Here is a 20906-nt window from a genome sequence, read left to right on the forward strand (position 1 = left end):
GTCTTCGTTGTGAATCCTAGTTGCTTTTTTGTCTTTATAAATAGTCATCCTTTATTCATAAAGACACATTTTACATATCATTTCGTTGCAATCACTTGTATCAAACCCTTAAATTAATGGAAAGTTTGCTACATTCTTGCGTACATACGAAACAATCTTGTCTAGTTTTTTGTCTAACTTTGAGAGGACAACAAACCTATGACAATTCAAGGTTTGTTCATCCTTATTTTGCCTGTAATTGTTTTGGACAAAATTTGGCAACACTCAATCATTCTCATATTGCCAAAATTCAACTATCCGACATTTTGATGAATACTGCCGAAATCACGCTGAACCAACAGTCTTCCATAGAAAACCTCGACCCTAAAAAGAATATCATTATTAAAGGGGCAAGAGTCAACAACCTCAAAAATATTGATGTCGCTATTCCTCGTAACCAGCTTGTGGTTATTACGGGCTTATCTGGTTCGGGAAAATCCTCTTTGGCATTTGATACGCTTTTTGCCGAAGGGCAACGTATGTATGTCGAAAGCTTAAGTTCGTATGCTCGTCAGTTTTTGGGCAGAATGGAAAAGCCTGATGTAGACTATATCAAGGGTGTTTCGCCAGCTATTGCGATTGAGCAAAAAGTGTCGACCAAAAACCCTCGCTCAACAGTAGGTACTACCACTGAGATTTATGATTATCTCAAATTATTATTTGCTCGTACAGGTATTACATATTCACCTCTTTCGGGAAAAACCGTTAGAAAAGATACCGTTACCGATGTGGTTAACTGGTTGTTTGAACAAGAATCAGGTCAAAGAGTCTTAATTCTTGCGCCATTATTTTTGCGAGAAGGACGCAGTTTACAGTCCGAAATGCAGGTATTGATGCAAAAAGGCTATACCCGTATCGTGGTGGATGAGGAGACTCTATTTTTGGAAGAACTACTAGAAAATCCAGCGCGAATAGAAGAGCTCCCTCCTATTGACTTGGTAAAAAATAATTTCAGAATATTAATAGACCGATTGGTAATCAAAAAAGAGGACGACGGTCAGCCCGAAGAAGAAACACAGTTTCGTGCTTCGGACTCGGTACAAACGGCATTTTTTGAGGGAAGTGGCACATGCTATATCGAACTCGTTGGACAAGAAACAAAAGTATTTTCAGATAGATTTGAAGCAGATGGAATCATTTTTGAAGAACCATCGCTTAATCTTTTCAGCTTCAACAATCCTTATGGAGCTTGTAAGCGTTGCGAAGGATTTGGTAAAGTTTTAGGGTTAGACCACGACCTTATTTTCCCAGACCATAGCCTGTCGGTATATGAAGGGGCTATTGCTCCTTGGCGTACCGAAAAAATGGGCGAATGGCTTATTCCGCTGTTGCGCAATGGTATCAAATTCGACTTTCCTATTCATAGAGCCTATAAAGATTTAACAGAACAGGAAAAAGCATTGTTATGGACAGGAAACGAGTATTTTGGAGGTCTTAATGCTTTTTTCCAAATGCTCGAAACCGAGACGCACAAAATCCAATTTAGAGTTTTGCTTTCTCGCTATCGTGGTCGTACTATTTGCCCCGACTGTCAGGGTTCACGCTTACGTAAAGATGCAGGTTATGTCAAAATCAACGGTAAATCTATTATCGACTTGGTATTGATGCCCCTTTCAGAAGTAACAGAATTTTTTGAAAAACTGGAGCTTCCTGATTACCAAATGGAATTGTCGAAGCGTATTGTCCAAGAAATCCAAAATCGTTTAGATTTTATGAGTCGTGTGGGTTTGGGATATCTTACGCTTAATCGTCTTACGTCGACTTTATCGGGTGGTGAATTTCAGCGTATCAAATTGGCAACTTCGTTGGGAAGTGCGCTTGTTGGGTCGATGTATATCCTAGATGAGCCTTCGATTGGCTTGCACCCACGTGACACACAACGTTTGGTTTCGGTATTAGAATCGTTGAGAGATTTGGGCAATACCGTTATTGTGGTTGAACACGAAGAAGAGGTCATGCGAGTGGCCAACCAAATCATTGATATTGGTCCTGATGCGGGAAGTCATGGTGGGCAGCTTGTATTTCAAGGGAATTACGAACAATTGAGCGACGCACAAGTCACCGAAATACAAAGTCATACGATTAATTTCTTAACTGGAAAAGATAGTATTCCTGTACCAAAGTTTCGTAGAAAATCAACTGCTTTTATAGACATCAAAGGTGCAAGAGAAAATAATCTTAAAAACTTAGATGTCAAATTTCCACTTGGAGTACTCACGGTGGTGACGGGTGTAAGTGGTTCAGGAAAATCAACACTTATTCGTAAAGTGTTATTTCCTGCACTAGGAAGACATTTGGGGACATTCACTGATGAAACAGGGAAATTTACAGAATTAAGTGGCAGTCTTAATCGAATTGAGGCTGTTGAAATGATTGACCAAAATCCCATAGGAAAGTCATCACGCTCAAACCCCGTTACCTATATCAAGGCGTATGATCAAATTCGCTTGTTGTATTCAGAACAAGCTATTTCAAAAAATCGTGGCTATAAACCTGCGCATTTCTCGTTCAACGTAGACGGTGGTCGTTGTGAAACCTGCCAAGGCGAGGGTGAAGTTACCATTGAGATGCAGTTTATGGCAGACGTGCGCCTCAAATGCGAGTCATGCGGTGGAAAGCGTTTTAAACAAGAAATCTTAGACGTAAAATACCAAGAAAAGGATATTGCTGAAATCTTGGATATGACCGTTGATGAAGCGATTATACTTTTCTCAAAAGAAGACCCTAAACTGGCTGATAAACTGATACCGTTACAAGAAGTTGGTTTGGGTTATATCAAACTGGGTCAGTCTTCAAGCTCTTTGTCGGGTGGGGAAGCACAGCGTGTCAAATTGGCAAGTTTCTTAGGAAAGGGGAATTCGAGTAAAGGGAAGACCCTCTTTATTTTTGACGAACCTACAACAGGTTTGCACTTTCACGATATTAAAAAACTATTGAAAGCCATCAATGCACTCGTTGAGCAAGGCGATTCAGTAATTATTATCGAGCATAATATGGAAGTCATCAAATCGGCAGACTATATCCTTGATCTCGGTCCAGAGGGTGGCAATCAAGGAGGCTATATCACTTTTGCGGGAACTCCAGAAGACATGGTAAAAGAAGGAAATAGCTTTACTGCTACTTTTTTGAAAGAGAAATTATAAGCTACAGCGTCTCACTCAGATGTCAGCTACGCATACCTTGTGTGGCTGACATCTGAATTTTTAAAGTCATAACAATTCATCTACTATAGCTCAAACTGCTACAATAGTACTGAAAAGTTGATACAAAGTTTTAAAAGGATTATATAAAGTCAGGAAGGATTAAGGAGCTTATTTTTTACACCTTATGGCGGTAAGGAAAACGCTAAGCTACATCAGATTGAGCAGGCTCAAATCTCGACGTTTGTTTATTTGAGTACAAAATTTCTTGATAAGAAAGGGTTTTCAACATGCCTATTTTGATTCTTTTACGCACTGCTTGCGTTTCAGATTTATAAGTATTTTGCCCTCTCAATAATTCCTCTGCAATATTCGCAACAAGAAGCTCTACAGATTCTGGCGTTAAAATTACTGGCGAGTCTTTCATAACACTATTCTTTTGGTGGGTTGTGTGGTTAAAACAATCTTTTACACGGAACAGGAGAGAAACAATTGTTATTCAACTAGTTAACAACAAAGTTACAAAATTCGTTGCTTGACCGTTAACCAAAGATAGATTTTTTTAGAAATGCACCCAAAAATCATACCAAATCAATCATCGATATTTCCAATTTTATGAGGGGCTAAATTGAATAAAAATTCGCTTCAATCTCAAACTAAAAATATGTTTTTCAAACCTTTATATATTTACAAAAATGCATTTGGCGGACTTCCCAAATCGGTTTGGTTGCTATCAGCAATCATGTTTGTCAACCGTAGCGGGACGATGGTTTTGCCATTTTTAACCTTATATCTTACTCAAAAACTTCACTTCTCGGTGGCAGACGCAGGGATTGTCATGGCATTTTATGGCTCAGGAGCGTTATTTGGCACTTTTTTAGGTGGAAAACTAACTGATAAAATAGGTTTTTACCCTATCCAATTTTACAGTTTATTATTGTCAGGCATTGCATTATTGGTTTTGATGCAATTAACCTCCCTCTACAGTATTTGTGCAGGAGTGTTTATTTTTACAACGCTTGGTGATACTTTTCGCCCTGCCAATGGCGCCTCTATTGCTTATTATAGCACACCTGCAAACCGCACACGCTCGTACACACTCAATCGTTTGGCCATCAACTTAGGCTGGTCGATTGGTGGCGGTATGGGTGGTATTTTGGCAGAGATGGATTACAACTATCTGTTTTGGGGCGACGGAGTAACTTGTATTGTAGCTGCTATTTTATTAAGGATTTTAATAAAACCTCCAGTGCTTGATACGACCTCCTCAAAGTCTGCTGAAACTCATGTGAGTAATCTACCCAATTCGGCGTACAAGGATAAATTTTACTGGGTATTTTTGGCATTGGTGGTCATGTATGCGATACCGTTCTTCCAGTTATTTTCTTTGGAACCTTTATATTTTAGAACAGTCATAAAGCTTTCAGAGTCTCGAATTGGTGCTTTTATGGTTTTCAATGGTTTGTTAATTGCTACCACCGAAATGATATTTGTTCATACGGTCGAAAAACGCCTACCACGCCCTATATTGATCGCTATAGGTTTGTTACTTACAGCTTGTTCGTTTTTTGTGCTGAATATATCCACGGCAATAATGTTTATTTGGTTTTCGATTGCCTTTAATACCATTGGCGAAATGTTTGCGATGCCTTTCATGCAAACTTTAGTCGTAGATAGAGCTAATGAAAAAAATAGAGGTCAATATCTAGCGCTATATTCAATGTGTTATTCTATTGCTCAAATCAGCGCTCCCACCATCGGTGCACAGATTATTCAACGATGGAATTTTGCGGAACTTTGGTATGTCATGGGAGGATTATGTTTGACTTCGATGCTTGGTTTTTTATTGCTACAAAAGCATTTTATTAAACATTCGGATTAATGGTGTCTTTACGTGTGAGTATTTGTCATACACAATCCCTAACTTAGTACCTCAAATATTCACTCTCAAATCATTCGACTGATTGATTTTATTACATGGAACTACTCATTATTTTTTTATTAATCTTACTTAATGGCATTTTTTCAATGTCAGAAATTGCACTGGTATCTGCTCGAAAAGCCAGACTCGAATCTGCTGCGAAAAAAGGAGATAGCAATGCCAAAATTGCTTTGAGTATTGCCAATGAGCCCAACCGTTTTCTATCTACAGTTCAAATTGGTATTACTTTAATTGGAATTTTAACAGGTATTTTTTCGGGAGAAAAAATGACCAATGATATAAAAGCTTTTTACGGACAATTTGAATTGTTTGCGCCTTACCAACATACGTTGGCGGTCACAACGGTGGTTTTGTTGATTACTTATCTTTCCTTGGTATTTGGCGAACTTGTTCCAAAGCGTATTGGACTCACCAATCCCGAGTTTATTGCCAAAACGGTAGCTCGTCCGATGAATATGCTATCGACGCTTACAGCTCCTTTTGTTTGGCTTTTGACATTTTCCTCGGATTTACTAATCAAAATTCTCAACATCAAACCTTCTACCGACAGTAAAGTAACCGAAGAAGAAATCAAGGCGATTGTGCAAGAAGGTACCGAAAGTGGTGAGGTTCATGAAATAGAACAAGATATTGTGGGACGTGTATTTAGTCTGGGCGATAGAAATGTATCGTCGTTGATGACGCACCGCAACGATGTGGTATTTTTAAAATCTAGCTATTCTTCTGACCGAATCAGAGAAGTGATTCATGAAGAATTACACTCGTTATATCCTGTTTACGAAAAAGACAAAGACCATATTATCGGCGTAGTACGCCTGAAAGATTTGTTTTTGCCTCTGAGTCAAACAGACTTTGACTTGAGCTTATATCTTTCTCCTCCACAATTTATTCTTGAAAATGCTTCGGCTTACCAAGCTTTACAGCGTTTTAAGGATAGTAAAATTCATTACGGAATTGTCATTGATGAGTATGGTCAAACACAAGGTATTGTTACGCTCAATGATTTGCTAGAAGCATTGGTAGGAAACGTATCAGATTTTGACCATGATGGTTATCGTTTAGACAAGCGAGAAGATGATTCTTGGCTGATTGATGGGCAGTATCCACTGGTAGATTTTTTACAATTCTTTGATTTGCCTAATCATTTTCAAGAATACTCTTTCAATACAGTCGCTGGGTTAATTTTGAATGAATTGACGGATTTACCACAACAAGGTGATACGATTATTTGGCAAAATATGAGCTTCGAAATTATTGATATGGATGGTGCAAAAGTCGATAAACTTTTAATTAAAATCTTAAATGCAGAGGGATAATTTGAAGATTTGAATGATTTGAAGATTTGAAAATTGATTTATTACAAATTGAAAAGTTTATGATTAATGTCTAATAACTTAGCTATAACCCAAAGCTGATACCCATCTCCTACAAACATAAAAAACCCCAAACGATAATTCGTTTGGGGTTTTTTATGTTTGTAGAAATATATTTAAATTTTATAAGCCAATAAAAATGGTGACCATACTGTTTTGAGTATTCGATTTTTATGAAATCCTACTGTTTGAGCCGCAGGCGAGTTTAGGATTTCTTGACTTTCTTTTGTTACTTTTCTTGTGTAAAGACAAGAAAAGTAAGCAGTGGCAAATGGAAACTTTGTTCTTTTTACAAATACCAGATAAAATATTCAACCATATTCTAAGAAATAAAACCTTTATCTCTCAAGATTTTATCCATCAATTTTTTATCGTTATCGCTTGAGAAAATATTGAATGGCAAATAAATAAACTGATATTGACCTAAATCCAACACATAAGCTTCTTTTTCTTTTCTAGCAGTTTTAATCATATCCCATTTGATAACACCACCTTGCTCGTCTGTAATTTTCATCAAAATTTGACGACTATCGACTTCGTAGCGATATTTTTCAAAAAGTTGTTTGTATTGATCCAACTGCGTTACACCCGTAAATTGAATTGCCCAGAAAGCAACATAACCAATCGCCCCAATAAGCGTCAATACATAAATCCAGTAGTTATGATAAATACCTGTAATATTGAGCACCGCATTCACAGCGATAAGTCCAAGTGGTACAAAACCCCAATACCATTGATTTTTGACCATTTGGCTCATATTGAGAGTAATAAACTTGTTTTTATCAAGCGCATACTTTTTTGTTTTGATAGCCAGTGGATTTACTGGCATTTGCACCATTCGTCTTTGCTGACCCTGTGCATATCCTTTTGCCATGTCGTTGTTCTTTATGCTTTATTGTAAATTATGCTATTGTTCGCAAACAGACTGCAAATGTACAAAAAATAAGCGTAGCTAAGTATTTTCACTTGCTACGCTGTCAATATTTCTTAACAAATCTAAATTATGAGAGGAATTACACCAAGTTATTTGTGCTAACCTCTACATCTCCAACACATTCCAAACCATTACTTTTCTTTTCTAAACTGAATACTTTCGACTAAAAACTTATCCTGATTTCTTTTGAGCAGGATATACACCGCATAATTCCCCCGATTTGTCTTATACAGACCTCTGTAATACTGAGACAAAGAATTGGCACCTTGATGAACTAACTGAAAATCTTGAGGTGGCCAACGTTTAAAGAACGACTTTAGGATGATTTCGGCGTGCGTTTGTGAAATCTCACTAAAATCAATTTGCTCAGCATCAATCAATAAATCCACATTCTCGTCAAACATCGAAGCCAGCTCACTTGCTTGACCTTGTTTGAGTGACGTAAGTAATTTTCCAACCGCAAAACTTTGTGGGTCAGCACCGCCCCACGAAGTCCAAAATATTAAAGTAAGAATAAATGAAAGTAGTATTTTCATGTTGTGTGTCAATATAACTGGATGAAGTTATATGACAGTGAATCCGCACAAATTGTGCCAGCCCTCTTGAAAGCATTTTTTTTTGAATATTATTTAGCCAATTATCTAAAAATTTATCTTTCAAGTCTTAATATTGCGACTTGCAATCAGAATCGTTTCTATAATTCATTAGAAAGAGGTTAGAGGTCAATAAAGTTTTAATATCTTCGTATCATGGAACTAACAGATAATCAAATATTAAACCAAACACAGGTACTTCAAAAAATCAAACGCATTGCGTTTGAGATATATGAAAATAATTTTGAAGAATCTGAAATTATCATTGCTGGTATCAAAGGTCAAGGGTATTCATTTGCCAAATTACTTGCCGAAATGATTGGGAATATCTCCTCTATCAAGGCCATTGCTGTACTAATTGATATGGACAAAGAGGTACCTAATCCAAGTATCACTTTTGACTGTGAGGATAGTCTATTAGAGCAAAAAGCAATTGTTGTAGTTGACGACGTATTGAATACTGGTCGTACTTTCGCTTATGGCTTATCACCATTTTTACGTTTGCATGTGAAGCGTCTTCAAACAGCCGTTATCGTAGATCGTGGCTACCATCGTTTCCCGATTGCCGCAAACTATATCGGTTACGAATTGTCTACAACGATTAACGAGCACGTAAAAGTAATTCTAGACAGCCCAGAAGAAATGGGCGTTTATTTAAGCTAGAAATATTGAGTGATTGTTGAAATTCTCAACCATTCTGTAGAGATGTAAGGTTTTGCATCTCTACAGAATGAATTTTTTCTTAAAATCAATCACTAACTCACTCAATCACTCAATTTCACTTAACTCTTCACCCGCTTTGTACCTCTGTGCCTTTACCCCTTCCCCACTATTAAAAGCTTTCTTCTAAAACCTTCGCAAATTTTGGTAACTTTACTAAGGCAATTAATGTTATCCAATTAACGGCTTGGTGAATTACCCCTTTGCCTTTGCATTCAATTATATTCCTTATTTCATGTCCAACCTCACAGACAACACAGGCTATGAGCATATCGAAGTGCTCGGAGCAAGAGAACATAACCTAAAGAATATTGACCTCACTATTCCTCGCAACAAACTTGTCGTTATTACTGGCATTAGTGGTTCGGGGAAATCTTCATTAGCATTTGATACCATTTATGCTGAAGGACAGCGTCGTTATATGGAAAGCTTTTCGGCCTACGCCCGAAGCTTTATCGGTGGAATGGAGCGCCCCAATGTAGATAAAATCAATGGGCTTTCGCCTGTAATTTCGATTGAGCAAAAGACTACTTCCAAAAACCCTCGCTCGACCGTAGGTACTGTTACCGAAATCTATGACTTTATGCGTTTGTTCTATGCTCGTGCAGGAGAAGCATTTAGTTATTTGTCGGGCGAAAAAATGATTAAACAGTCTGTCGATCAAATTATTGATGTAATTCTCAATGATTATGACAATCAGAAACTAATCATTTTGGCTCCGATTGTCAAAGGTCGTAAAGGACATTACCGTGAGCTTTTTGTGCAGATTGCCAAATTGGGTTATACCAAAGTACGTGTCGATGGTGTGGTAATGGACATTCAGCCCAAAATGCAGCTCGACCGTTTCAAAATCCACGATATAGAGATTGTCATTGACCGTATTGTTGTAAAAACTGAAGACCGCTTCCGCTTATCACAGTCTGTTCAAACAGCCTTGAACCAGGGCAAAGGTTTGATGATGATTCGTGACGAAAAAGGTGAAGTTCGTAATTTTTCAAAATTCTTGATGGATCCTAAAACTGGGATTTCTTACGACGAGCCTGCGCCTAATACCTTTTCATTTAACTCTCCTTATGGCTGGTGTCCTTGTTGTCAAGGTTTGGGAGTAGTTGAGGAAATTACCGAAGAAGCTATCCTTCCTGACCAAAGCCTCAGTATTAGCCGTGGAGCGATTGCTCCTATCGGCGAATACCGTGAAATGTGGATTTTCAAACAATTAGAGGTTTTACTCAAACCTTTTAAAGTAAGTTTGACCACTCCGCTCGATAAATTTCCTAAAGAAGCTGTCGAAATCATGTTGTATGGTTCTGACGAACCTGTTCCAGTTCCTTCCAAAAAATATGAAGGTACCGAATGGAATACCAAATATGAGGGAATTATCAATTTTTTGAAAAGACAACAAGAAAGTGGCTCTGATAAAATTCAAGAATGGCTCAAGGATTTTATGATGATTCGTACCTGTCCAGACTGTAATGGGGCACGTCTGAAAAAGGAAGCGCTTTTCTTCAAAATAGATAACAAAAATATTGCGGAATTAGCCCAACTAGATGTCTCGGACTTAGCAAAATGGTTTGAAGGACTCGAAGATCGCATGTCTGAACGCCAAAATGTAATCGGTCGTGAGGTACTCAAAGAAATCCGCAAGCGTATCGGTTTCTTGACGGGTATCGGCTTAGAATATCTTACGCTCAATCGCCCACTCAAAACGCTTTCGGGTGGCGAAGCACAACGTATTCGTTTGGCAACCCAAATTGGCACACAACTGACCAATGTGTTGTATATCATGGACGAGCCAAGTATTGGTCTGCACCAACGTGACAACGTAAAATTGATTCAAGCGCTCAAAGATTTGCGTGATTTGGGTAACTCTATCTTGGTGGTAGAACACGACAAAGATATGATGCTCGAATCTGACTATATCGTGGATATTGGTCCTGGCGCTGGTCGTCATGGTGGCTCGATTGTGGGTCAGGGAACACCAGAGGAGTTTTTGAAAAATAATTCGACCACTGCTAAGTTTTTGAGTGGCGAGACCAATATTGAAGTACCTAAACAACGTCGTAAAGGCAATGGCAATACTTTAGTAATCAAAGGTGCTAATGGTAATAACCTCAAAAATGTTACGCTAAAACTTCCTTTGGGCAAGATGATTGCGATTTCTGGTGTGAGTGGTTCGGGAAAATCTACCTTGATTCACGAAACACTTTTCCCGATTCTTAATCGCCATTTCTTCAATAGCAAACGTGAACCTATGCCATTTAAGGCTGTAGAAGGTTTAGAGTTTTTGGATAAAGTAATCGAAGTGGATCAGTCACCTATTGGTCGTACGCCACGCTCCAACCCTGCCACTTACACGGGAATGTTTTCGGATATTCGCTCCCTTTTTTGTGAGTTGCCAGAATCTAAAATTCGTGGATACAAAGCAGGACGTTTTAGTTTTAACGTAAAAGGCGGTCGTTGCGAGGATTGTGAAGGTGCAGGTATGAAAAAAATCGAAATGGAGTTTCTACCCGATGTACATATTGCTTGCGAAACTTGTAAAGGCAAACGCTTTAACAGAGAAACATTAGAAGTTCGATTTAAAGGAAAATCCATTGCCGATGTGTTGGATATGACGGTAGAACAGGCGGTAAGCTTTTTCGAAAATCAACCTAAAATTCAGCGTAAAGTTCAAACCTTACATGAGGTTGGCTTGGGCTATTTGACTTTAGGGCAGCAAGCTACGACCCTTTCGGGTGGCGAAGCCCAACGAGTAAAACTAGCAGAGGAACTTTCGAAAAGAGATACAGGCAAAACAATTTATATCCTCGACGAGCCAACGACTGGTCTACATTTTCAAGATATTAAAGCCTTGATGGAAGTTTTACAAAAACTTGTCGATAAGGGAAATACCGTTTTGATTATCGAGCACAATCTGGATGTCATTAAAGTATCCGATCATGTGATTGACTTGGGACCAGATGGTGGTCGCAACGGCGGACAAATCATTGCTGAAGGTACGCCAGAACAAGTAGCCAAGGTAAAAGGTAGTTTTACAGCACATTTCTTGAAAGAAGAGCTTTCTTGATTTTGGAATTACGATTTGGGATTGCAGATTTGGCTTTCGAGCGAATAGAGTATATTTGGAAAAATAATTGACAGGATATGATACAAAATATTTCAATAGAGAATTTTAGATGTTTTGATAAAACCGAAATAAAAGGTTTTTCAAGGATAAATGTCATTACTGGAAAGAACAACTCTGGAAAAACTTGTTTGTTAGAGGCTTTGTATTTTGGTTTGAGTCAGGATACTAAAGGAACGATTGATACTCGTAGTTACGAAGGAACAGAAAACACAGGTTACTCTTTAATGAAAAACCAAGATATAGGAGCCATAAATTTCAAATTTACTGTAAATAATGAAGAATTTGGTTTTAAATATCAGCCCGAATTTTCATTTAAAGATGATAAAACAGGAGAAAACTTTACTCACAATAATGATGTACAATTAATTCTTGATAAGAACAGAAAATATCCACAATTATCAACACTTAATCTTAATGAGCCTAAAAAGATAAACGAAAAAAATAGTAGCTCAATAAATTTAGTTCAGCTATTTGACCAAGCTCAAATCACAGGTTTAGATAAAGAAATATTAGATAGTGTAAAAATCATCGACAGTACAATTACAGAGATTAGAACATTCGGAAGTTATCCAAATACGCTATTTCTAAAAAAGGAAGGGACTATATTTCAGCCTATCAATTATCATGGTGATGCTTTAGGTAAGGTTATACTTTATATTGGTATTATATTGAATTATAAAAAATCCATTTATAACTATCTCCTCATAGACGAAATAGAAAACGGCATCCACTACACCGCCCAAAAAGAAGTTTGGCAAATGCTTTTCAAATTGTGCCAACATCATAATATTCAATTATTTGCCACAACCCATAGCCGTGAAATGATTACCGCCTTTGAAGAAGTTTGTGAAGAATTTAAAGGAGAAGGAGCCTATTTTGAAATGGCTCGTCACGCTAAAACCAATCAAATTATTGGTATAAAACATGACATCGATACCCTTGAATATGAATTAGCAACCAACACACCTATCAGAGGAGAATAATGAAAAATATCATTTTAGTAGAAGGAAAAGACGACAAAGCTTTCATCGAATATTTAATACAAGGTGTTGATGTTAAAGAGTTTTCAATTAATATTTTAGAAGGTTTAAGTAAAGATGCTTTGACAAAACGTTTAGCTAGTTTAAAGACTGGTTTCCTCAAAAATCCTTTTGAAAAACTGGGTATTATCATCGACCAAGATTCATTTACAAGGGAAGAAAGATTAGCGTTTATAAATGAATGTTTACAAGAAAGTTTTGATATACAATTATCAGATAGTCAAACATTTGTAGATTTAACAATTGATAAAATTCCTCTACAAATTGCTTGCTATTTCATGAATATCGGTGGAAAAGGAGAGTTAGAAACAATTTTACGATTAATAAAAAACCATTCATCAAGCAATGCTGATTGCTTAGAACAATGGCAAAATTGTTTATCAGAAAAGGTAAGCCAAAAGGAATTTGATAAACTTTGGGTTCATTATTACCTCAAATATGATACCGCCACTCATCAAGAAAGACAACATGCAGGGAGATACTGTACTTTGGAATATAGTCTTCAACATAAAACCCATATCTGGGATTTAGATTCTCCTGTTTTAAATGAATTAAAAGTTTTTTTGGCTTTGTTTGATTGACGTAACTCAAACAGTCTCCACAATAGCAAGCTAAACATGAGTCATCCCCAATATTGAGACTAGGAGGATTTTATGAAATTCATTAAAAAGCGGTCGAAAAACAATTTTCGACCGCTTTTTTGCTATCAGCATCCTATGGCTAACTTGGCTCAAGACGTAAAGTATTACGTCTCTACTGCTAGCATACAAATTTTACCATAATCACTCATTGGCTCAATCACCAATTCACCCAATAGATAATGACTCCTACCATTATCTATATGCCTTCCATTTTTATTCAATGATTTATGTTACAAAATTTTAACTAATTTTAGCATCGTTGTCTCCCCGACAATGACAAATAGTTGTGTGAACCATTTAACCAAAAACAATACTACCATGCAAAAACTCATTACAAAATTACATTTGATAATTCTGTGTATTTTATGCTCAACATTGGTCGTTACGGCTCAAAGTGTAGAAGGACGTTGGGATATTACCATTACGAAAGGAAATAAAAAATTCCCGTCTTGGTTAGAAATTAACCACTCTGGGGTAAAATACTTCAATGGGCGTTTTGTGGGTAGTGGCGGTAGTGCCAGACCTATCTCTAGAGTCTATTTTAAGGATAATAAAATGTCTTTTTCCATTCCGCCACAGTGGGACAGAGAAGATAAAGATCTTGTGGTAGAGGCAGAACTGAAAGATGGAAAATTAGAAGGGACGATGAATCAGCCTAATGGCGAAGTGGTGAATTGGGTGGGTGTAAAAGCTCCAAAATTGATAAAATCTAATGAGTCAATTTTCGGGAAACCAATGCCTATTTTCAATGGTAAAAACTTAGACGGATGGGAAATTATTGGAAGAGAAGACCGTCCTGCTGCAGGCGAAAATCAATGGATTGTAGAGAACGGTGTTTTGAAAAGTCCAAAATCAGGTGCCAATATCAGAACGACAAAAACCTTTGGCGATTTCAAATTACATGTTGAATTCCGTGTGCCTGAGGGTAGTAATAGCGGTGTATATCTACGTGGACGTTATGAAGTACAGATTACAGACGGCTTCGGCGTTGAACCATCTGCTATTGAACTGGGGGGAATTTATGGTTTTGTGAAGCCTTTGGAAATGCCTGCTAAAAAAGCGGGAGAATGGCAAAGTTATGATATTACCTTAGTTGGGAGAGTTGTGACAGTAATGCTAAATGGCAAAACAACCATCTATAAAGCTGAGATACCAGGCATTACAGGTGGCGCTATTGATAGCAATGAGGCAGAAGCAGGACCAATTATGTTCCAAGGTGACCACGGTCCAATTGAGTTTAGAAACATCACCATTGCAGCAGCAAAGTAACTACTTGAATAGTATTCTTGATAGCATTTTTGGTAAATCCTTTATTTGTTACACACAGATAAAGGATTTATTATTTAAAACAGTTTTTATTTAAAAAAACAAAACCTCTCGTTGATACACTAAATACATTCCTACTTCGTAAATTTGAAAATCATCAACAAAAATCGACCTCATGAACAAAAACCTTCAATCTCTTTATCAAATTGCCCAAAAACCTTCTCGTAAAATTATTGGTTTGATGTCGGGAACGTCAATGGATGGACTCGATGTGGCTCTTTGCGAGATTTCGGGTGCAGGCGAAAGCACGGAAGTCAAATTGTTAGATTTTGACACCATTCCTTACACCGAAGATATTAAAGAAGAAATTCGACAGGTTTTTGCCAAAGAAACCATCAATTTTCCTCATTTGGCTATGCTTAACGAATGGATTGGGGTATTGCATGCCAATATGATTTTGGAATGCCTTCAAAAATGGAACATTTCGCCCGAAAACGTTGACCTTATTGCCTCACATGGACAAACGGTGATGCACGCGCCAAAAATTTTGCATGGTATCGAAAAATTCCCCAATGCAACGCTTCAAATTGGAGATGGCGACCATATAGCAGTCAATACAGGCATTATCACGATTGCTGACTTTAGACAAAAGCACGTAGCCGCAGGTGGCGAAGGCGCACCATTAGCAGTATATGGAGACTATTTTATTTTTGGTAAAAAAGGCGAAAATCGTATTATGCTCAATATGGGTGGCATTGCCAACTTTACTTATTTACCTGCCAATATGAATCCTGAAGAGGTTTTTGTGACCGATACAGGCACAGGTAATACCTTGCTCGATGCTTTTACCAGAACCTTCTATCCTGATATGGCTTACGACAAAGATGCTCTTTTGGCAAAACAAGGTATTGTCAATCAGGCTTTATTAGATGCCTTGAAGCAAGATGAGTTTTTCAAAAAGCCTTTTCCCAAAACTACAGGACCCGAATTATTTAGTAAAGCTTATGTATATCGTGCTCAAGAAATCAGTGATACGCTACATATTCCGAGTCATGATTTATTGGCAACACTCACACGATTTAGTGCTGAAACGATTTCCGAAGCAGTGCATTCGCTCAATTTATCCAATCTTTCTGATTTTACGGTGTACACTTCGGGTGGAGGGATGCACAACCCTTTGCTAATGGAATGGCTTCAAGAACTCATTCCCGCCAAATTTGCAAGAACCAATGAATTAGGTATCAATGGCGATGCCAAAGAAGCCGTATTATTTGCGATTTTAGCCAATGAAACGGTAGCTGGGGGCGAGTCAGATTTTGGTACTCGTAGAGGAATTCCTTCGGTGACGATGGGGAAAATATCTTTTCCTTCTTAAATCCTTGGAGAATAATCTTTTGTCGATGCAACCTTTGGTTTGAGACCTGCATCTAATAGACATAAAATATACTGTCATCAAATAAAGGCTTTACTATGAAAAAGATTCTTATCCTCGTTTCTATCGTATTGATTTCGTGCATTACTGTAGTTCAGGCACAGGTGGTATCACAAAAACGTAATGTTGGTTCATTTAAAGGTATTGAAGTTTCGGGAGGAATCGATTTGTACCTCACGCAAGGCGCTAGCGAATCTGTTAGTATTAGTGCCGCTGAAGATCGTCAAGATGATATTAAAGTAGATAACAATGGCGGCGTAATCCGCATATATATCGAAAACTCAAAATGGGGCTGGTTCAAATGGAACAATAAACCCGTAAAAGCCTACGTGACGGTGAAAGACCTCAATTCTATTTCGGCAACAGGCGGCTCGGATGTATATTCTGAAAAGAAACTCGAATTGATTAAACTTACCATTCGTGCAACGGGTGGTTCGGATATTAAATTAGAAATCGATGCTGATGAAATTGACTGTAGTACAACAGGAGGCTCGGATGTAACGCTAATTGGTAATACAACCGTTTTGAAAGCAAGCTCAACTGGTGGAAGTGACTTAAAGGCCAATAAACTACGTTCAAGTTTTTGTAGTGTATCCGCAACAGGTGGTTCAGACGCTTATGTTTGGGCTGAAAAAGAAATCAGCATTTCTGCCACAGGTGGCTCAGATGTATATATTTCGGGTAATGCCAGAGTTGTGAAAAAGAGTGTAACAGGCGGCTCGGATGTTCACTAAGATATTGAGTGAATGAGTGATTTTATTAAATATCTCTGTCGTAGAGCCACAATGCTTGCGTCTAAAGAGGTATCATTTTGAAATATAGTATCAAAAAAGGCAGTCGAAAAAATAATTTCGACCGCCTTTTTGTTTTTTATCAACAGAAACATCTTGCCTAATGCCTACAGCTCATAGTCCAAAGCTTCTTTAATATTTCAAGTGTTGTATTTTCAATAAATCTAGGATAATTACTTTTCCTGACGTTATTTCTATTAATCCTTCTTGTTTAAAATCAGAAAGCGTTCTAATTAGCGACTCTGTAGCCGTACCTGCTATCGACGCCAAATCTTCTCTTGAGAGCTGAACAATAATGTCAACGGTTTGATCAGGATGAATATGTTTGGCATAAAACACCAAAGACTCTGCCACACGTTTTCTCAAAGAATTATAAGCCAATCCCAAAAGATACTTTTCTTGTTGGATAATTTCTTGCGCCATCCATTGAATCAATCCATTTGCCATAGCACGATTTTGGTGAATCGCCTGTAAAAACAAATCCTTTGGAACATACAGCAATTCTGTTTCTTCTAATGCAACAGCAGTTTCGACATAAGCGCTACCGCTCAAGAGTGCTTGTATTCCGACAAAATCACCTACTTTATACAAACCTGTCACCAATTCTTTGCCTTCATTATTTTGCAAAATCACCTTTACTTTTCCTGACTGTACATAATACAAACGGGTGGCGTCATCGCCTTCGGCATATATCACCGATTTCTTTTTGTAATGATGCGGACGCTTATCTTCTAAGAGTTGCTGTAATCCTTCGGTCAGGTACGCATAGTTAAAATTAGCACTCACATGCGCTTCTTCTACCACAATAGTTTGAGGAGTGACACTATGCTGTTGATGCTCGACTTTACTCAAGCGAGTTTCAATTGCTGAAATCAGTTCTACTTCATCAAAAGGCTTGGTCAGGTAATCATCTGCGCCAAGTTCCATCCCTTTTCTAAAATCCCCTCTTTCTGATTTGGCGGTTAATAAAATTACAGGTATTGTATTTAAAACAGGGTTTTTGTGTAAAACCTTCAGTACACCATAGCCGTCCAATACAGGCATCATCAAATCACAAATCACTAAATCGGGTTGACATTGCAGGGCTTTTTCAACTCCAATTTTTCCATTTTCGGCGGTGTACACCTCATAGTTGGACAACTCGAGTATTTCGGCGGTATTTCTCCGCAACTGGTCATCGTCTTCTATGAGCAATATTTTTTGCATATTCTTGGTGATTGTTTTGTATTTATTGGGGTAAAAGCATTAACACTTTACCGAAAAGACATCATCAGCTCATGATCAATTATCCTAGCTATCGTTCATTTGTTGCATCACTTTGGAAAGATAAAAATTTAAAGGCCGTTCGATGGCGTTATCATCCAATCTTCCCATACTCAATGATTCTTCTAACAGCGCTGTGAGCGTTTTTACATTTTCCAAAATCGTTTGGATATGCTCTTCTTGTTTTTGAACATTCCCGATTTTGTTGTATTTACTTAGAAGATTCGCCGAAGATGATATAATCCCCAATGGTGTTCTAAACTCATGCGAAGCATAAGTGATAAACTGCGATTTCAGTCCATTAAGTCGATGCTCGCGGTGCAATGCTTCCGATAATTCATGTTGCGAATGCTCTAATTTTGTAAGCGTCTCGAGCAACGCTGAAGTGCGATACGAAATCATTTGGTCGATTTGATTTTTAAAGTATTCACGACCTTTGATACCGTTTTCTTTTTCAAATTGTAAAAGTTTCTCCAAATTAATAATACGGGTAATTAAATACGTTTGAGATTCACATTGAAATGCATCAATATTGATAATAGCCCAAAAAGTAGTACCATCATGCACTTTACATTGTACTTCTTCCGACCATTTACCACTTTCGTCTAGGCTTTTCCTAAGTTTGGCATTTTGCTCGCTTGTAATGGGCATTTCTCGCACTTCAACTCCGTATTTCTCAGCAAACTCTTTCTCATCTCGAACCTTAAATAACTCTAAACCAGAGTCATTTACTAGAACTACCTCATTGGTTTCATAGTTATAGATACTCACAAAAACATTTAAGTGTGTGAGCAAAGCATCGAGTATAGCATCTTTTAGTGTGGGGTTAAGCATGAATTTAGAACTGGATATTAATTTATATGTGAATCGTTTTGGTTTACTTTTATGAGCACTAATATCTATGCTCGGATGTTTATCAAACACACAAATTCTCCCATAATAACACCCGATACCACAACACAATTTGACTAATATACAAAGAGATTTCTACAAAATTCAGATTCTCAATCTTGATAAATACTGACGACTATCATAACTATACCTTGAATCTGGTCAAGGTTTAAGAAGTGCCGAAATACGAACTTTGTGTCATCAAGTGGTAGATTTACTTCATACTTGTAGGTTTAGAGGTTAAAAAAGAAAGCAGTCTTGATGTTCAGGACTGCTTTTTTGTGTTAAATTTGGTCAAAAATAATCCAATTCAATCCCGCTTGTATTTTGAAAGAGTTAATTGGGTTTTTCGGAGAAAAATTCTCCGCTGAACATTCCTCTGACTACATTTCTTTTATTGAAGAATTTTATAACAATGCGCCCAATGCCTATCATTCATTGGACGCCAATGGCTACTTCTTAAAAGTCAATGATACCGAACTCAAAATGCTCGGATACACCCGCGAAGAACTTATCGGGAAAAAACGTTTTTTTGATTTACAAATCACCCTTCTAACCGAAAATGCCGAGGAATTTTATCGCCAATTCAAGCAAACAGGTACCACCCGAAACCTTGAACTAGAGTTAGTTTCCAAAACAGGAAACCACGTTCAAGTGCTCCTCAACGCCAATGCGATTTATGACAAAGACGGCAACTTTATCGCTAGTAATTCGGTGATAGTAGATATTACTCACAAAAAAGCTTTAGAGAAAGAGTTGATGGAAAAAAACCAAGAACTTAATCATCTCAACGAACAGCTTTTTCATACTAATCAAGAAAAAAATCGCTTCATCGGAATTGCCTCTCACGACTTACAAAATCCCATTACTAATATTAAACTCATTGCGGGAAAGTTTAGAAAAACCGCTCAAAATCTGACTGATAGCCAAAAACGTTGGATTGATGAATTGGTGAGTACTTCAGAAAGAATGGCGTCGCTTATCAAGAATATGTTAAGTGTCAATCGCCTCGAAAGAGAGTCTATTACGCCCGAAGTCGATTATCATAATATTGTTCAGCTATTGACTACCTCTCTCAATCGCTTTGAAGAAATTGCCAATCGTAAAGGAATAAGCTTGCATTTTGAGAGTCAAGCACCGTTGTTTATGGCAAAAACAGACCAAGAATATCTTACCGAAATCATTGATAACTTGGTTTCAAATGCCATTAAGTTTTCGTATGCCGATTCTTCTGTATCTGTAAAATTGGAGTGTACGAGTAGTTATTTCGAAATCTCAGTACAAGACCAAGGGCAAGGCATATTACCAGAAGAAATGAATTTATTGTTTGGTCGTTTTCAAAAATTAAGTGCCAAACCCACTTCCAACGAATCGTCGACAGGATTAGGGCTTTCTATTGTAAAAGAATTAACCGAACAACTGGGCGGAACAGTAAGCTGCCATAGCCAAATTGGAAAAGGAACTTGTTTTACTGTAAGGTTTAATAGTTAAATAAAATGAATTAATGCGCTTTAGGCTGTAAGCCGTAGGCATTAGGCAAAAAAGCTCCAATTATTTCATGAGATTTTTTTTCAACTTTTAGCCTACGGCTCATAGTTGAAAGCCGAATGGCAATTGAGTGTATGAGTGATTATTTAAAAATTTGTACACTAGCTAAAAGACGCGAAGCATTGCATATCTACCAATAATCACTCACTCGCTCAATCACAAATCA

Annotated in this window: 16 protein-coding genes; 11 read left to right on the plus strand and 5 right to left on the minus strand. The window is 37.5% G+C overall.

Annotated features, from left to right (window positions below):
- Positions 1 to 308 precede the first annotated feature (308 nt).
- On the plus strand, positions 309 to 3182 hold the full coding sequence (gene uvrA / locus QM491_RS18300; RefSeq protein WP_283329085.1) for an excinuclease ABC subunit UvrA: 2874 nt from the start codon (positions 309 to 311) through the stop codon (positions 3180 to 3182).
- A 202-nt stretch (positions 3183 to 3384) separates the two neighbouring features.
- On the opposite strand, the gene QM491_RS18305 is transcribed toward uvrA (QM491_RS18300), so the two are convergent.
- The gene (locus QM491_RS18305) at positions 3385 to 3606 is read right to left on the minus strand and encodes a hypothetical protein (protein WP_166549666.1); all 222 of its coding nucleotides are present in this window, start codon (positions 3604 to 3606) and stop codon (positions 3385 to 3387) included.
- Positions 3607 to 3843: 237 nt separating this feature from the next.
- Between QM491_RS18305 and QM491_RS18310 the strand changes: the two genes are divergently transcribed.
- Positions 3844 to 5061 carry an MFS transporter gene (locus QM491_RS18310; protein WP_283328999.1) on the plus strand — a complete coding sequence of 406 codons (1218 nt, stop codon included), beginning with the start codon at positions 3844 to 3846 and terminating at the stop codon, positions 5059 to 5061.
- A 95-nt stretch (positions 5062 to 5156) separates the two neighbouring features.
- Complete coding sequence (locus QM491_RS18315; protein WP_166549664.1) at positions 5157 to 6437, plus strand: hemolysin family protein; 1281 nt, start codon at positions 5157 to 5159, stop codon at positions 6435 to 6437.
- A gap of 379 nt (positions 6438 to 6816) precedes the next feature.
- On the opposite strand, the gene QM491_RS18320 is transcribed toward QM491_RS18315, so the two are convergent.
- Both QM491_RS18320 and QM491_RS18325 read right to left on the minus strand, forming a co-directional pair.
- Positions 6817 to 7368: a YcxB family protein gene (locus QM491_RS18320; RefSeq protein WP_283329000.1), complete on the minus strand. Its 552-nt coding sequence runs from the start codon at positions 7366 to 7368 to the stop codon at positions 6817 to 6819.
- Between the two features lie 191 nt (positions 7369 to 7559).
- Positions 7560 to 7964: a DUF4783 domain-containing protein gene (locus QM491_RS18325; protein WP_166549663.1), complete on the minus strand. Its 405-nt coding sequence runs from the start codon at positions 7962 to 7964 to the stop codon at positions 7560 to 7562.
- Between the two features lie 213 nt (positions 7965 to 8177).
- On the opposite strand from QM491_RS18325, the gene QM491_RS18330 reads away from it, so the two are divergent.
- The 7 genes from QM491_RS18330 to QM491_RS18360 all read left to right on the plus strand — a co-directional run bounded on the left by QM491_RS18330 (position 8178) and on the right by QM491_RS18360 (position 16981).
- Positions 8178 to 8684, plus strand: a complete 507-nt coding sequence (locus QM491_RS18330) for a phosphoribosyltransferase family protein (protein WP_283329001.1) — start codon at positions 8178 to 8180, stop codon at positions 8682 to 8684.
- A 292-nt stretch (positions 8685 to 8976) separates the two neighbouring features.
- A complete protein-coding gene (uvrA, locus tag QM491_RS18335) occupies positions 8977 to 11808 on the plus strand; it encodes an excinuclease ABC subunit UvrA (protein ID WP_283329002.1) in 2832 nt (943 codons plus the stop codon).
- A gap of 77 nt (positions 11809 to 11885) precedes the next feature.
- Positions 11886 to 12851 (plus strand): AAA family ATPase, encoded by a 966-nt coding sequence (locus tag QM491_RS18340; protein WP_283329003.1) that lies wholly within the window; start codon positions 11886 to 11888, stop codon positions 12849 to 12851.
- On the plus strand, positions 12851 to 13489 hold the full coding sequence (locus tag QM491_RS18345) for a DUF3226 domain-containing protein (protein WP_283329004.1): 639 nt from the start codon (positions 12851 to 12853) through the stop codon (positions 13487 to 13489). Before QM491_RS18340 ends, QM491_RS18345 begins: the two co-directional genes overlap by 1 nt.
- A gap of 378 nt (positions 13490 to 13867) precedes the next feature.
- Positions 13868 to 14818, plus strand: coding sequence for a 3-keto-disaccharide hydrolase (locus QM491_RS18350; protein ID WP_283329005.1), 951 nt, complete (start codon positions 13868 to 13870; stop codon positions 14816 to 14818).
- A 172-nt stretch (positions 14819 to 14990) separates the two neighbouring features.
- Positions 14991 to 16190 (plus strand): anhydro-N-acetylmuramic acid kinase, encoded by a 1200-nt coding sequence (locus tag QM491_RS18355; RefSeq protein ID WP_283329006.1) that lies wholly within the window; start codon positions 14991 to 14993, stop codon positions 16188 to 16190.
- 95 nt (positions 16191 to 16285) lie between these two features.
- Positions 16286 to 16981 (plus strand): head GIN domain-containing protein, encoded by a 696-nt coding sequence (locus QM491_RS18360; protein WP_283329007.1) that lies wholly within the window; start codon positions 16286 to 16288, stop codon positions 16979 to 16981.
- A 189-nt stretch (positions 16982 to 17170) separates the two neighbouring features.
- Here QM491_RS18360 and QM491_RS18365 read toward each other — a convergent pair whose 3' ends face one another.
- Together QM491_RS18365 and QM491_RS18370 are read right to left on the minus strand one after the other, a co-directional pair.
- Positions 17171 to 18244 carry a response regulator gene (locus tag QM491_RS18365; protein ID WP_283329008.1) on the minus strand — a complete coding sequence of 358 codons (1074 nt, stop codon included), beginning with the start codon at positions 18242 to 18244 and terminating at the stop codon, positions 17171 to 17173.
- Positions 18245 to 18328: 84 nt separating this feature from the next.
- Positions 18329 to 19135, minus strand: a complete 807-nt coding sequence (locus QM491_RS18370) for a PAS domain-containing sensor histidine kinase (protein ID WP_283329009.1) — start codon at positions 19133 to 19135, stop codon at positions 18329 to 18331.
- A gap of 384 nt (positions 19136 to 19519) precedes the next feature.
- On the opposite strand from QM491_RS18370, the gene QM491_RS18375 reads away from it, so the two are divergent.
- A complete protein-coding gene (locus QM491_RS18375; protein ID WP_283329010.1) occupies positions 19520 to 20683 on the plus strand; it encodes a PAS domain-containing sensor histidine kinase in 1164 nt (387 codons plus the stop codon).
- Positions 20684 to 20906 lie beyond the last annotated feature (223 nt).

It is taken from the genome of Flectobacillus longus, from assembly GCF_030056705.1.
Taxonomy (GTDB): domain Bacteria; phylum Bacteroidota; class Bacteroidia; order Cytophagales; family Spirosomataceae; genus Flectobacillus; species Flectobacillus longus.